Annotated in this window: 10 protein-coding genes; all 10 read left to right on the plus strand. The window is 41.1% G+C overall.

Annotated elements, in window-relative coordinates; genetic code table 11:
* The first annotated feature begins 111 nt into the window (after nt 1-111).
* Nucleotides 112-2,364, plus strand: coding sequence for a copper amine oxidase N-terminal domain-containing protein (locus FTV88_RS04690; RefSeq protein WP_153724622.1), 2,253 nt, complete (start codon nt 112-114; stop codon nt 2,362-2,364).
* 305 nt (nt 2,365-2,669) lie between these two features.
* Complete coding sequence (locus FTV88_RS04695) at nt 2,670-4,913, plus strand: copper amine oxidase N-terminal domain-containing protein (protein WP_153724623.1); 2,244 nt, start codon at nt 2,670-2,672, stop codon at nt 4,911-4,913.
* 103 nt (nt 4,914-5,016) lie between these two features.
* Nucleotides 5,017-5,796, plus strand: coding sequence for a stalk domain-containing protein (locus FTV88_RS04700; RefSeq protein WP_153724624.1), 780 nt, complete (start codon nt 5,017-5,019; stop codon nt 5,794-5,796).
* 12 nt (nt 5,797-5,808) lie between these two features.
* Nucleotides 5,809-7,380, plus strand: coding sequence for a stalk domain-containing protein (locus FTV88_RS04705; protein ID WP_153724625.1), 1,572 nt, complete (start codon nt 5,809-5,811; stop codon nt 7,378-7,380).
* 134 nt (nt 7,381-7,514) lie between these two features.
* Nucleotides 7,515-9,371, plus strand: a complete 1,857-nt coding sequence (locus tag FTV88_RS04710) for an O-antigen ligase family protein (RefSeq protein WP_153724626.1) — start codon at nt 7,515-7,517, stop codon at nt 9,369-9,371.
* Between the two features lie 159 nt (nt 9,372-9,530).
* Nucleotides 9,531-10,883: a sugar transferase gene (locus FTV88_RS04715; protein WP_153724627.1), complete on the plus strand. Its 1,353-nt coding sequence runs from the start codon at nt 9,531-9,533 to the stop codon at nt 10,881-10,883.
* A gap of 22 nt (nt 10,884-10,905) precedes the next feature.
* Nucleotides 10,906-11,847, plus strand: a complete 942-nt coding sequence (locus FTV88_RS04720) for an NAD-dependent epimerase/dehydratase family protein (RefSeq protein ID WP_153724628.1) — start codon at nt 10,906-10,908, stop codon at nt 11,845-11,847.
* A gap of 123 nt (nt 11,848-11,970) precedes the next feature.
* Complete coding sequence (locus tag FTV88_RS04725) at nt 11,971-13,344, plus strand: UDP-glucose dehydrogenase family protein (protein ID WP_153724629.1); 1,374 nt, start codon at nt 11,971-11,973, stop codon at nt 13,342-13,344.
* A 15-nt stretch (nt 13,345-13,359) separates the two neighbouring features.
* A complete protein-coding gene (locus FTV88_RS04730; protein ID WP_153724630.1) occupies nt 13,360-14,340 on the plus strand; it encodes an SDR family NAD(P)-dependent oxidoreductase in 981 nt (326 codons plus the stop codon).
* A gap of 191 nt (nt 14,341-14,531) precedes the next feature.
* Nucleotides 14,532-15,818 carry a lipopolysaccharide biosynthesis protein gene (locus FTV88_RS04735; protein ID WP_153724631.1) on the plus strand — a complete coding sequence of 429 codons (1,287 nt, stop codon included), beginning with the start codon at nt 14,532-14,534 and terminating at the stop codon, nt 15,816-15,818.
* Nucleotides 15,819-15,839 lie beyond the last annotated feature (21 nt).

Genomic DNA, 15,839 nt, shown 5'->3' on the forward strand with positions numbered 1-15,839 from the left:
AAGAAGGTACTGCTCCAGAGAGCGGATTTTCAGTTTCAAGATTCCTGGCTTTAAGAAACACAGAGCATTCAAATTTAGAAATGAACACAAAAATGGAGGAGAAACAAAAGAATGATTAGCAAAGCTAACAAGAAAATGCTAGCCATCGTGACAGCATTTATGTTTATGTTCACAGTCTTCGCTCCAGTCGGTCTGGTTGGCGAAGCCGAAGCAGCAAGCAAGAACCGTGTTGACCGTGTCGTATATGTAGATAAAGATGAAGATTTTAACGCACTTCCTCGAGTACCTTACCTTATCATTCAAGATGAAGATGGTGACTTTAGCAACGGAGAAAGATTCCGCTTGCAATTGCCGGGTTCTGCTGAATGGAACTTAGCAACTGGTACAGATACTGCTACAACCACTGCTGCTGTAGCGTCTGATGGAATTCACGTAACATCAGGAACTGTTAATTACACAATTAGAGCAATCTCAGATCAGGTTGTTGATGTAACTTTTAACAGCGGCGATATTAGTGGAAACACATTCCACATTCCTTTGAACGTAGACCTAGACAATGCTTCCGGTGAAATCAAAGTAACCATTAACCCAATGGACAGCGCTCTTTCTAGCGGTAGCTTTACATTTGCTGTCGTAGAAGCTGGCGGTACTATTGCAACTGTAAGTGACAAAGAAGATGTTACCAGAGGACCTGCACGTGAAGGTGCTACAATTACACTAGATGAAACAAGAATTGGCGCACTTAGTGGAGAGCAAGTTTTTAGATTGAGACTTCCCAGTGGTTTTGAGTGGGTTACTACTGGGTCTGGCACTGTAACTGAAGCCAATGCCTATAACTTTGGCAATGGCAGCGTTGAACCAGATGTCACGATTCATACTACCAATAACACTAGAACGATTGAACTTCGTGTAAACGTGGCGGCACCATCTGAAGTTTCTAGAGGATACATCACAATTGATCCGGTCTTTAACGTTACTAGAGATGCTAACATGGGAGATGTAAAAGTAGACCTACTCAGCACAAGAGGCGATATCACCGCCATTTCTGGTCTAGTAATTGCAGAGTATCTTGAGCATGGCGTTACTATTTCTATTGATGAAGCGAGAGAGTTCCTTGCAGGTCGAGCTTCTGTAGAGAATCTAGGAAATCTTGATGAAGAAGAATATACAACAGCTACCATTACAATTGAGCAGACTGGTAGCAACGCTTTATTAAATGGACGAATTGTTGAATTTGAACTACCAAGCTGGGTTAAAGTAGCAGCTGAAGATGATGCAACTAACGAGCAAATTTTTAATGCTATCTTCGACAGCAATGGACAAACTGTCTTCAACAACTTCTGGATCAATAGCGATAGAAATAAGTTTGAAGTAAATGTAAATACTCCTAACACAAACGATATCGAACTAGAACTTCCTCTAATCATTGAAGCTGACAAAACTGGCGACATCCATCTAAATGTCAAAGGTGCAGGCCTCAACGAGCAGAATCTCTTAGTCGGTAAAGCTCTTGCACCTGTGCAAGTAGACATTAAAGTTGCTGATGTAAGACTAGGTGTTCAACAACAATCTGCACCAGACATTGTAATCACTGAAAACGAAGCTGGTGCTCTCATGGAAAGAGGCTACTTAGTAGTCAACTTCAGAGACCACAATGGTCTAAGATTTGATAATGCAGACTTTGTAGTTACCGCTGGTGACCTTGAAATTGATGTAGATGCTTCTAGTGTTCAAAATGAACGATTGCTTATCTACATCGACACAGAATCTACAGTACCTTCAACAATTAAAGTAACCAACATTGAGCTAACCGTTAACCGTATGGCACCAGAAGGACCTGTAAGAGTAGATGTTGGTGGAAACGCATTGATTGGTTATGTTAGCGAAGAAAACGGCGTGTTTACTAACAACGAAAGCGACTTCAACGGTCGTGTACTTCGCACAGTCTTCGCCAACGTAATCACCCCAGCTCCTGGCGAAGTTCGCGCCACTGCAAGCTTCTCCATCGGTAGCACTTCCTACACTGTAGACGGTGTAGAAAAGCAAATGGATGCAATGCCTTATATCAAAAATGACCGCACTTTCTTGCCACTTCGCTATGTAGCAGAAGCTCTTGGTGTGAACGAGAACAACATCATGTGGAACCAGTCTTCCCAAACTGCTACAATTATCAAAGGCGACCGCGTAGTTTCTGTACAAATCGGTAACTATGCAATGACTGTGAACGGTACTACGCTTTATATGGATGTAGCACCAGAAATCACTGGCGACCGCACCTACTTGCCACTGCGCTTTATCGGTCAAGCTCTTGGTGCTAACCTTGAGTGGGTAGCTGAGACACAAACGGCTATCGTAAAGCAGTAATCGAATCATCTTCTCTTTACAAACTATAAAGTATTAGAGAATAGGGGTACTCCTTCGGGAGGCCCCTTTTTTTTCTTTATACTTTTCATAAAGCTTTGCAAAAAAACTTCCCAATCCGGGAACTTTTCAAGGAACTGCGCTGTCTAATTAATCGAATGCAACTTGAATAAAGAACTTGACGTTGATTTGATTGTAATGATACACTGCCGAAGGGGGGATGCAGCCACTAGAAGCCCATGTTTTTAGTGAACATATCTCAAGGTTTTACCAAAGTGAATCAAAATTAATGGAGGAGAAACAAAAGAATGATTAGCAAAGCTAACAAAAAAATGCTTGCTATCGTGACAGCATTTATGTTCATGTTCACGGTATTCGCACCCATCGGAATGATTGGCGAAGCAGAAGCAGCAAGCAAGAACCGCGTTGACCGTGTTGTTTATGTAGATAAGGATGAGAACTTTGAAGATCTTGCTCGAGTACCTTACCTTATCATTCAAGATGAAGATGGTGACTTTGGTGCTTCAGAAAGATTCCGCTTGCAATTGCCAGGTTCTGCTGAGTGGAACTTAGGAGAAACTACTGCAACAAGCGCTGCAGTTAGCGCAACCAGCGGCGCAATCGCTTCTACAACTGGTGCAGCTACTCAATATCAAATCAGAGTAATCTCTGATCAAATTATTGACGTAACTCTCAGTGGCATTCTCAAAAGCCAGACCTTCCACATTCCTTTGAACGTAGACCTAGACAACGCTTCCGGTGAAATCAAAGTAACTGTTAACCCAATGGATAGTGCAGTCTCCAGCGGTACCTATACTTTCGCAGTCGTTGAATCTGGTGGCACCATTGCTACAGTCGGCGAAAAGAGAGATGTTACTAGAGGTAATGCACATGGTGCAACAATTACGATAGATGAAGCTAGAATTGGTGCACTTGATCCTGGAACTCAAGAGTTTAGATTAAGATTGCCTAGTGGTTTCAACTGGAACGCTACTCTTACGAGTGGTAGTGCAGTTGTTGAAGGGTTAGGTAATACAGCAACACTCGAGGCTCGGATTGGTGCAAACGATAGAACGCTAGAAGTTACTGTTAGAAATATTGTTAGATCTTCAGATTCTAGAGGATATATCGCAATCACTCCATATTTTAATATCACCAGAGACGCTAACCTAGGTGATGTTAAAGTAGATATACTCAGCCGCTCTAGTGATGTTACAGCCGTATCCGGCCTAGTAGTTGCTGAATATATTGAGCACGGCGTTACTGTTTCAATTGACGAAGTAAGAGAATTCCTTGCAGGTCGTGCTGCTGTTGGCAATCTTGCTGACTTAGATGAAGAAGAATTTGAAACTGCTGAAATTACAATCGAGCAAAATGGTAGAGCTTTACTAGATGGTCGGATCGTAGAGTTTGAACTACCAAGCTGGGTTAAAGTAGCAGTTGCAGAAAATGCAGACCATGAAACTGTTTTTGATGAAATTTTTGGTGACGGTAGCGCTGTATTTGAAAGAAATTCCTTCTGGATCAACAGCGATAGAAACAGATTTGAAGTTACTGTAGAAGATAGCACAGAAGCAGATGAAATTGAGCTAGTAATTCCTTTGCTTATTGAAGCTGACAAGACTGGCAAAATCTACCTAAACATCAAAGGTGCAGGCATTGCTGAGCAAAACCTCCTAATCGGGACAGCAATTGCGCCTGTTGAAGTTGACATTAAAGTTGCGGATGTTAGAATCGGTGTTCAGAATCAATCTGCACCTGACATTGTAATTACTGAAAACCAAGCTGGTGCTTTAATGGAAGGTAGCTTAGTCATCGACTTAAGACAATTTGATGGACTAAGATTCACTGATGCAACTTTTGAAGTGATTGCTGGAGACCTTGAAATTGATGTAGACGCCTCTGATGTAGATGATCATCGTTTGACGATTGTTATTGAGGCAGACTCTACTGAACCTTCAACTATCAAAGTAAGCAATATTGAGCTAACTGTTAATCGCATGGCTCCAGAAGGCTTTGTTCAAGTTGACGTTAGTGGTGATGCATTAATTGGATATGTTTCTATTAATGGTGAAGATGCTATCGAAAGAGATGCGGATTCTGGCACATTCAACACTCGAGTAGCACGCGTTAACTTCGCTAACGTAATCACCCCAGCTCCTGGTCAAGTTCGTTCCGCTGCTACTTTCGTAATCGGTGAAAATGTTTACACTGTTAACGGTGTAGAAAAGCAAATGGACGCTGCGCCTTACATCAAAGACGGTCGTACTTTCTTACCAGTTCGCTTCGTAGCTGACGCTCTGGGTGTAAGCGAAAACAACATCATCTGGAACCAAGCTACTCAATCTGCTACTATCATCAAAGGTGACCGCATTGTTTCCGTACAAATCGGCAACAACGTAATGACTGTTAACGGCACACCTCTAACTATGGATGTAGCACCTGAGATTCGCGATGGTCGCACTTTCCTACCTCTACGCTTCATCGGTCAAGCTCTCGGTGCAGACATGGAGTGGGTAGCTGAGACTCAAACTGTAATCGTTAACCAGTAATTGTCTCAGACGGGCAACCGAATCGATAAAAAGAGGACTCCTTCGGGAGTCCCTTTTTGCATCATCACAAATTATATAAAGCACAAAGAAAGGAGTCTCTATCATGAAAATTCAAAAGGTAAAATACCTTGTAGCAGGATTTCTACTAGGTGCATCATTAACGGTGGGCACAGCCGTCTTAGCAACATCTATTAACACAGTGACAGCTTTTGAGGACAAGAATATACGTTTTTACTTTAATGAAGAGAAAAAAGAAGTAGCCCAGGACTATACAACCTTAATTTACGAGAATCGAACATACGTACCTGCGCGATTTATAGCCGAGAATTTAGGTGTCCAAGTTCAATGGGATGATCTCAACCGTGCTGTAAGAATTACAACAGAGCCTTGTGAACTCTCCGAAGAAAAAGAAGTCATCGAAGAGCCACAAGATGATCAAAAAGAAGAAGTGAAAGCGCCCTCTATCGAAGATAAGCAACCAGCAGGAGATTATCGCGAGTTACCCTTATCTAGATATTTCCGAGATATGGAACTTCACGTTCAATCGGTTATTCTTGGCGATGGTTACCCAGCAAGCAATGTCTACACTCGTGTCTATCTAACCTTGGAAAACACAGATTCCATACCTTTGAATCTGCAACAGCGTAAAACCAGAGCAATCATTGATGGCAAAGAATACACCGCCCAGAACATACCCGGAGCAGAACAAGATAGAAAATGGTATAACGATCTCTATCGAAGTGATAAAGTAGAAGGTTACATAGCCCTACCACCTATCCCCAAAGATGCTCAGAAAATGCGTCTCTATTTATACGTATTATCGAATGATCATACCCAAACAGAACGTGAAATACAATTTGACATTTCTTTAGATCTCAACTAGGAGGTCCTTCCTGTGAAAAAAATCAGTTGGCCTCTAACAGCACTTTTGGCTTTCTCACTAATGCTACCATGGCCTGCCCCAGGAAGTGCTAACAGTACGGAAACAGAGTCAACCATCCTAATCAACGGTGAAGAGCATACCTTTGCCCATGGGCCTTTGCATGTAGAAGGTCGAATCCTAGTTCCCATGCGTACCATCTTTGAAATCTACGGAGCAGAAGTAATCTGGCATCAAGACAGTCAAAGAGCCCAAGCCATAAAAAATGGAAACAATGTAGAAGTAACCATCGATTCTCACATTGCCCGTCGAAATGGTGAAACATTGTTTTTAGATACCAAGCCGCGCCTGCACAATAACACCACCATGGTACCACTACGTTTCATCTCAGAATCATTAGGAGCAGACGTTAGCTGGGATAGTCAAAAGCATCAAGCCCTCATTAACTTTCCAGCAACAGAAGCAGTCGCAGAAAGCGAAGCCCTAAGGGATAACAGTACCAATTCGAATGCTGCCGCTGTGAAGGATATCCCAACAGATGGCTCTATCAATAATGCCAATCTATTAACCTATGATGAAGCTGTTACCAAAGCGATTCAACATAGTTATCAATTAAAAAACAAAGGTCAAGACATAAAGCGCTTAGAAGAACTACGAAGAGATGCCCAGGATAATCTAACCTTTACTCGACCAGACTCTAACGATCCGCGTCAGATCTTTGCAGATATGATGGCCAAGCAAGCATTGCTCGGTCTTGTGCAGACAGAAATCGCTCTAGAAATGACGAAAAAAGAAGAAGAAGTAACCCGTGAAGCCATTGCCTTAGAAGTGCGCGCCTCCTTTGATGCCATCCATAACTTACAAGAACAACTAGACTTGCTTCAACAATCGGTAGCATACACCAAAGCTTCTATTGAACAGATGAGGCTACAAGCGCGCCATGGTCTAGTCAGCGAACATCAATTGGCTGAAAACGTAAGAAAATATGAACAAGCTCTAAAGCAAATAGAAGTACTACGCAAATCACTCGATAACGAGTATCTAAAGCTGGATAAGATTCTAGGCATTAATAACAGCAAAGATTATGCATTATCGTACCAAGTTACATTTGAGCCCCTTGAACCTGTTGCTGATCTCGATATGCATATCTACCGACTTGCTCAGACCGATCCCTATATCTGGTTACAACAAAAACAAATTGAACGACTTGAAATGAATCTAAGACTTTATACCTATACAGGTAGAGACGATCCTTATGCAGTGAGACAAATCGATTTACAAAAAGCAAGAAACGATTTAGCAGAATTAAAGCTAAAGCTCGCAGAAGCAATGAAAAGTCGTTATAACCAGATTCGTCAACTAGAGAGCAACTATGCCATTGCAGAAAGCAAGCAGAAGCAAGCCCAGCAAGATCATAACCTCCTACGCTTGAACTACAACCTCGGTCTGACAACGCAGTTAACAGTAGAAGGTGCAGAGCTAGCGCTCGTGGAATCAGAAAAGGAACTAGAAAAGATTAAAAGACAGCATAGTCAATTAAAAATAATTTTTGAAAAGCCCTATCTCATGCCTGATTATTTACGATAATCTTAAAGGGTAAAAAAGGAGAGCACATGCTGCTCTCCTTTTTTTGTCAAAATAGAATATCATATTGAGAAATATGATGACTTATGGCAATATATAAAGGAGTTAGATAGTATAGACTGGGAGGGGATTACTGTTTGAGTAAAAATAAACAAAAAGATAACAAGCAACACCATTATATTTCTACCTTTGACTTATTTCCGTTGTTAATCGTTATCGCTCTTGTACCATTGATTGTTTATATGAATCCAATTGAGCTGGAAGGCATTGTTAAGTATTACTGGCCCAGTGAAGTCAACAACGATTTTTTCTCTTACAACAAAGCAATTATCTTGATGATGGCAACAGCCACAGCCTTTTTCTTTTTTGCAATACGCTTTTTCTTGAAGAATATTGAATTCAAGCCAATGCAAATATATATTCCTTTGGGAATATACGCTTTATTTATCATACTATCAACTCTTTTGGCCGAACACAAAAGCGTAGCCATGCTAGGCTTTCCAGATCGTTATGAAGGCGCCCTCGTACTATTGTCTTACTTGCTTATCACTTTTATTACTTTGAATATAGTAAAAGAAGAAAAACACTTCAAGATCCTGATAGGCGGGTTATTCCTATCAGCTTCCATTATTGGCGTCATTGGGGTTTTCCAGTTTTTCGGCATGGACTTTTTTAAGAGTGACCTTGGCAAACAATTCATGGTACCAGCGGCTTATAGTGATATCGCCAGTACACTGAATTTTACCTTCGGGCCTTATACCATTTACGCCACTCTTTACAATACCAACTATGTGGGTAGTTACGCTGTTCTCGTCTTGCCTTTGGCTATGATGCTATTTTACTCACTCCGTCAACAGCTGCCCATGGTTGCTTCCTTTCTATTGACTTGCCTGATCTTTGCGACGTTGTTTGGCTCGAATTCACGGGCTGGTATGATGGGACTTCTAATCGCTTTTATCCTGTTAGCGATACTATTTCATCGGGAAATGCGTACTCAATGGAAGAAAACAGCGGCATTATTTACTTCTTTTGCTCTTATCTTGTTTGTCCTGAACACAGCTTCCGACGGTCGAACCTTAGGTCGATTGGGGAACATGACACCAGCAGCGCAACCAGTTCTAATGCAAAGTGGTGAGAGTGAATTCGCTGTCAATCAAGAGGCAGCTTCAGAACAAGCAAGTGATTCTAATAGTTTGACCTTATTAGATATTGTCATGGAAAGAAATCGTATTGCCTTGCTTTTTGATCAAGACACATTAACCTTTGCCAATGAAGAAGGTATCTTGCAAATTGTCAATCAAGCAGGAGAGGCACTTGATTATGACTATGATGAAGAAAAAGAGCTGATTGTTTTTACAGATTCACGTTATGATGGCTATGCTTTTATGCTCGCTGACAATCGCTTGAAAATTGATTTACCTCGAGGTTTTCTCGTTTTTGAAGCAACCGAAGATGGCTTTATGCTTTTTGGCCCTGGTGGAAAACTCCATGACCAGATAGTACTCTCAGAAGGTATAAGTCTTTTTGAAGGTCGAGAACGCTGGGGATCCGGTCGTGGCTACATCTGGTCCCGTTCTGTACCGATGTTGAAAGATACCTTATTACTGGGTTACGGTCCTGATACCTATGCCATCTACTTTCCCCAAGAAGATCTAATCAGTAAATTAAATTATATGAGCAATGCTTACACCATTGTGGACAAACCTCACAATCTCTATCTACAAACAGCCATTAACACGGGTCTTCCATCGCTGTTCGCTATGCTAGCCATGTTCGGCATGTATGGATACAGCAGTTTGCGACTCTATGGGCGCAGTCGCTTTGATAGCTTCTATGCTAGGACAGGCCTGGCTATATTCATAGCGATCATGGGCTATCTTGTAGCAGGCTTTTTCAATGACAGCCTTGTTTCCGTAGCGCCTGTTTTCTGGGTGCTCTTCGGTTTAGGATTGGCTTGTAATTATCTTTATGAGAAAGAAGAAGAATCTACGTAAATAGTAATTTCAGGAGATATGCCTGCAAACCTTGCATTGTAGCAATGGTTTGCAGGCTTTTTTGTTGCAATTGCCACCATTTACATCATAAAAACAGTATAAATTAATGGTATAATCTACGTAAATTTCAGCAAACCAATAATTCTTCGGAGGATCATCATGAACTGGACAGTGATAGCAAAAGTACTCATAGATATAAGCATAATGAATGGAGCAATTTTGATTGCTTTCTTACTTCGACTTGGCTTTCCCGTTCCCAATCCTAACTGGGAAGCCTATATATTTATGCTTCCTTGGATTAACATCTCAGCTTTTTCACTTTTAACTTTGTACAACCTTTATACACCAGGACGACGCTTGTGGAAAGATATCTTTTCTTCAATTATTTGCGTTGTCGTACTACTTTTCCTCGTGACGCTAGCTTTATCTTTTCTATTTTATCAATTTGCCTTTCCTCGTTCTGTATTGATTGTATCTGCACTTTTACAACTTGGCTTACTGAGTCTGTGGAGATACTATCTCTGGAACTGGACCAACAAAAAGCTAGGACCGATGAAATTAATTCTAGTAGGCCCTGAAGACAAAGCCATTGCCAGAGCCCTTGCCTTACGCAATGAAAGCAAAGAACTATATGCGATACAAGGTATCATCACAGAACAAGAATCAACTGGAAAAGCAAGTGAAAATCACTGCAATCACTTGGGGACCTATGCAAACTTTGAGCAAATCATCGATCAAGCAAAGCCCCAAGCTCTACTTTTTTCTGAAGATATAGCAAAAGACTTACGCAACCAAATGCTAGAGCAGACCTATATGCGCAATATTGTCTCTTTTCTCATTCCTGACATTCACGATATTCTTCTCATTCAATCACAAGCAACACAAGAAGCAGGATTGCCATTGTTTAAGATCAAAGAAGCTGTCAAAAAGCCGCAAGTAAGCTGGAAGCGACTTATCGATATCACACTGGTTATGCTCTTAGCCATACCAGCTTTGTTATTAATCGCGCTCGCTTCTTTAACTATGATAATCGAAAACCCGAAAGCGCCCTTGTTATTTAGACAAGATCGCGTTGGTCATAATGGCAAAGTATTTCGTCTCCTTAAGCTACGAACGATGATTCCAGATGCAGAAAAAAGTACAGGACCTGTCTTAGCCACAGAAAAAGATCCGCGCATCACCAGGGTAGGACGTTTTTTAAGAACGACTAGAATTGACGAATTGCCACAACTGTGGAACGTATTCATAGGAGACATGAGCTTCATTGGCCCTAGACCAGAACGTCCTTTCTTTGTAGAACAATTTGAAAAAGACATTCATGGTTATCAATATCGCCATCAAATCATGGTGGGTATCACTGGCTTAGCCCAAGTAGAAGGACGTTATAGCACGGCTGTCGACGATAAGTTACGGTACGACCTTCTCTACGCCAAAACAGTATCGCCTTCAACAGACGCACGAATCTTACTGCACACCTTGAAGGTCATGCTCTTAAAAGACAAAGCATCATAACAGAACAGGAGAGATAAACACCATGAAAGTACTAGTCACAGGTGGTGCCGGTTTTATCGGCTCCCATATCGTAGATGCCCTAATCAAAGAGAACCACACCGTCACAGTCGTTGATAATTTATCACAGGGCAAACTAGAACAGGTTCACCAAGAAGCCGACTTTTATCAAATCGACATTTGCTCTCCTGAACTGATAAAACTAATCAAGAAAGCAGCCCCCGAAGTAATTATCCATCAAGCAGCACAAATTAAAGTGAACAACTCCATTGAAGATCCCATCTTTGATGCTCGCGTCAATCTAATAGGAACACTGAACCTGTTAGAATCAGCCGCACAATGTGGCGTAAGGAAAATCACCTACGCTTCATCAGCCGCTGTCTACGGAGAACCTGCCTATCTAGCCATCGACGAAGATCACCCCGTAAATCCCATATCGCCTTATGGCGTATCCAAATATGCACCAGAAATGTATCTAAAACACTACAAAAACATCCATAACCTTGACTATACCGTCCTTCGCTACGCCAATGTCTACGGCCCTCGCCAAGACGCATCGGGAGAAGGTGGCGTTGTAGCCTTATTTTGCGATCGTCTGATTCAAGGAGAAACTTTAACGATTCATGGTGATGGAGAGCAGACACGAGATTTTATCTATGTTGGTGATGTAGCATCAGCCAATTTGGCTACACTAACGAAAGGTGATGGCTCTATTTATAACGTAGGCTGCAATCGACCCACCTCCATTAATGAACTTACAAAAATACTCAGCCACGCGAACCATCAATCCATCAAAACGAAATACACAATCCCGCGCCCAGGCGATATAAAAGAGAGTTATCTAAATTCAATTAAAGCACAACGAGAGCTAGACTGGAAGCCACAGTGGTCTTTGCATAAAGGATTGGCGGAGACGTTAGGAAGTTATAGAAAAGATAATCGTCATTTAAGAGTCAAAGTAAGCTAAATAGATATTTTGATAAGATGAAGGTAATCGATTCTAATGTAACTCTTTGTAGTTAAAAGAATTAACCAAGCATTTTCTAATCACGATAATATAATAACTCCTAGAAAGGAATGAATAGCAGCTGTGCATATCACTATTATTGGTTGTGGATATGTAGGACTTACCACTGCTGTATCCTTAGCTTATATGGGTCGTTGTGTTCACGTAATTGACCAGAATGAAGAACGTATTCAAATGCTACGAAGGAGTCAGCCCCCCATTCATGAAAAAGGTCTGGAAGAACTATTGAACCAAACCAACGGCCGACTCACTTTTGGAACTTGGGATAGTTTCGAGATCAAAACAGATGTTGTTATCATCGCAGTCGGTACACCGAGCAAAGAAAATGGCGATGCAGATCTCTCCTATGTTGAGGCAGTGGCTAGAGAACTAGGTCAACGTCTTACCCCACAAGTGTGTGATAAGTCCACTTCAGCCCCTGTCATCGTCAACAAATCCACTGTTCCCATCGGCTCAGCTCGTCGCGTACAATCCATCATTAGCCAGCACCTAAAGGAGCGCAATATTGTTACTTCTATCTCCGTCGCCTCTAACCCCGAATTTCTACGAGAAGGTGTGGCTCTTCATGATACGTTTTACCCTGATCGCATCGTCATCGGTTCCGAAGATACCCAAGCTGCTTACACATTGCGAGAAATGTACGCCCCAATCCTAGAACAAACCTTTTCAGCTCCTGAATTCTTACCAAGACCTGAGAACTATCTTCTGCCAGCATTTATTATCACGAGCCCCACGAGCGCGGAACTAATCAAGTATGCTGCTAACACCTTTTTAGCTATGAAAATTTCCTATATCAATGAGATTGCTGGCCTCTCTGAAAAAGTAGGCGCCGATATTCAGGAAGTGGCGCGTGGGATTGGCTTAGATAAACGCATTGGTAGCCAATTCTTAAACGCGGGCATCGGCTGGGGTGGAAGTTGTTTTCCCAAAGACGTACAAGCTCTCATCCACACCGGGGAACAATATGGCTACGCTATGCCACTTAGCCAGTCCGCCATTGATGTGAACTACCGACAAAGAGAAGAAGTAATTAAAAAGCTTCAATCAGCCCTCAAAGTACTACGAGGCCGAACCATTGGCCTTCTAGGGCTCGCCTTCAAACCAGGCACCGACGACTTGCGCGATGCACCCGCTATTACCATAGCGGAAAGGCTTATTGAACTAGGTGTACATGTAAAAGCCTACGATCCTATTGCGATGGAGAATTGTCGTCATATCCACCCTAATTTAGCCATTGAATATGTCAGCAGCTCTACCGAACTAGTAAATGGTATTGACGCTCTTATTCTTATAACGGAGTGGAATGAATTTATTCACTTACCGTATAAACTATACGGTGAAAAGATGCGACAAAAAGTTATCCTTGATGGACGCAATGCCTTGAATAGCCAGGCATTAAGGGACGCAGGATTTACTTACATTGGCGTAGGAAAATAGAAAGTGAGGCACTCCATGTCTGTCATTGTTGTTACTGGTGCCGCTGGATTCATTGGAAGCTCCGTCTGTCATCAACTCCTCGATCAAGACTATCAAATCATTGCCATCGATAATATGAACGACTACTATGACACCCGACTAAAAGAATGGCGACTCCAAAAACTTAAAGAGCATAAGAAAAGTAAAAAAAACTTTACTTTCTACCGCTGCGACATTGAAGACCTTGAATCTCTAACGAATATCTGCCAAAAATACAAAATCGATGCCATCATCAACGAAGCCGCCCGTGCCGGCGTCCGTTACAGCATCGAAAACCCTCATATCTACCTAACTACCAATGCCAATGGCAACCTCAACCTCTTAGAAATTTGTAAAAAGCACAACATTAACAAATACATCCTCGCTTCCACTTCATCTCTCTACGCAGGACAACCCATGCCTTTCCAAGAATGCCTGCCTGTCAACGAACCTATTTCCCCCTATGCCGCATCAAAAAAAGCCGCCGAAGCAATGGCTTATAGTTATCATCACCTCTTCGATCTCGATGTTACCATTCTCCGCTACTTCACCGTTTACGGTCCTGCAGGACGACCTGATATGGCACCTTTGCGTTTTATCAAGTGGACTCTAGAAGGGACACCTTTGACTATTTATGGAGATGGGAGTCAGACACGAGATTTTACCTATGTTGAAGATATCGCTCGAGGCACCATTAAAGCACTTAAACCCATGGGGTTTGAAGTTATTAATTTGGGTAACAACCATCCAGATAAAATCAGCAAACTTATTGAACTTATCGAAGAAAAGACAGGAAAAAAATCAATTCGCCAACACAAGCCTTTTCACAAAGCCGATATGATCGCAACTTGGGCTAATGTTGAAAAAGCGAATCAATTATTAGGCTGGAAACCAGAGGTAAGCTTAGAAGAAGGCGTAGAGCGGTCTGTGAGATGGGCGAAAGAGAGTTGGGATTGGGTAAGGAAAGTAAGTGTTTAGTTTAGCAATTCAGACAAAAAAATGAAATGAATATTACCACAAATAAACCAAAGAGAGCAAAGTTCACAGATTCAATGTAGGTTCAATAATTGATGGACGCATCAATTTTAGAGATACGCTTTGTCTCGTCGAGTTCTTCTGATAAATTCTCGATAATAGCCTATCTAATGAATTAAGGTAAATGTTTTTGAATGAAAAAAAGTGTAACAAGATTAAAAAAAAGCAAATTTATTCGTAATATTGCTATTTTAATGTCCGGAACAGCCATAGGTCAAGGCATGATGGTTGCCGCTGCACCGATACTTAGCAGAATATATGATCCTACTGATTTCGGTGTTTTAGGATTGTTCACAGCCTTGGTAAGTATAATATCAGTAATAGCCTGTTGGCGTTATGAATTAGCAATTGTTTTACCAAAAGAAGATGAAGATGCTGCTAATGTTTTAGCATTGGCATGTTTAATTGTGCTCTTTATGACTGGGATTACTGCAATACTTGTGTTATTAGGAAGAAGTTGGATTGCAGAGCAATTGGGTTCATCAGAATTAGGATCATACTTATGGTGGTTACCTATATCAATTTTAGGTGCAGGCCTTTACCAAGCATTAAATTACTGGTCTACCAGAAGAAAAAAATTCAAACAACTTTCAATATCCAGAATATTCCGATCGTTTGGAACAGTAGGCGTACAATTACCTGTAGGTTTGATGAAAGTAGGAGCATCTGGATTAGTAGGAGGGCAAGTTGCTGGTCAAGCTATAGCAACTGTTGTACTTGGATATCAAACATGGCGCAACGAGAAGAGCTTTATTTATAAAGCAATAAGTAAAACTAAAATTAAAAAAATATTTATAGAAAACAATGAATTCCCCATATATGGATCACCACAAGCACTATTAAACTCAATATCTCAAAACATACCACTATTCATGCTAGCTTACTTTTTTACTCCGGAAATAGTAGGACTCTATACATTAGCTCATCGCCTTTTAAGTGTACCATTAGGACTTATAAGTCAGTCATTTAAACAAGTAATATACCAAAAAATAAGTGAAACTTATAACAAGGAAGGTCATGTTTATGAAGTTGTGTTAAAAGCAACAGTAGGTTTAGCAGCGGTAGGATTTATTCCTATGTTAATAATAACATTTGCAGGACCGAAAATTTTCTCTCTTATATTGGGCGAAGAATGGTACTTTTCAGGGGTTTACTCTCAATGGCTTATAATATGGATGTTCTTAGGATTTATAAATACTCCTACTTTTGTGACAGCGCAAGTATTCAAATTGCAAAGTTTTATTTTAGTCTACGAAATTTTTCTAATTATTTTTCGTAGTGCTGCTTTTATCGTAACAGGTTTATACTTTGATTCAGTAGCAAGTATTGCCGTATATAGTGTAATAGGTACCACTTTTAATATAGTATTAATAGTAACGGTATTATTCTATTTGCGCAACTATCAACAGTTGAATAGATAGAAAATCAATTGTTTCAAGAAT

Origin of the sequence: Heliorestis convoluta (assembly GCF_009649955.1) — a bacterium.
In the GTDB taxonomy this organism is placed as follows: domain Bacteria; phylum Bacillota; class Desulfitobacteriia; order Heliobacteriales; family Heliobacteriaceae; genus Heliorestis; species Heliorestis convoluta.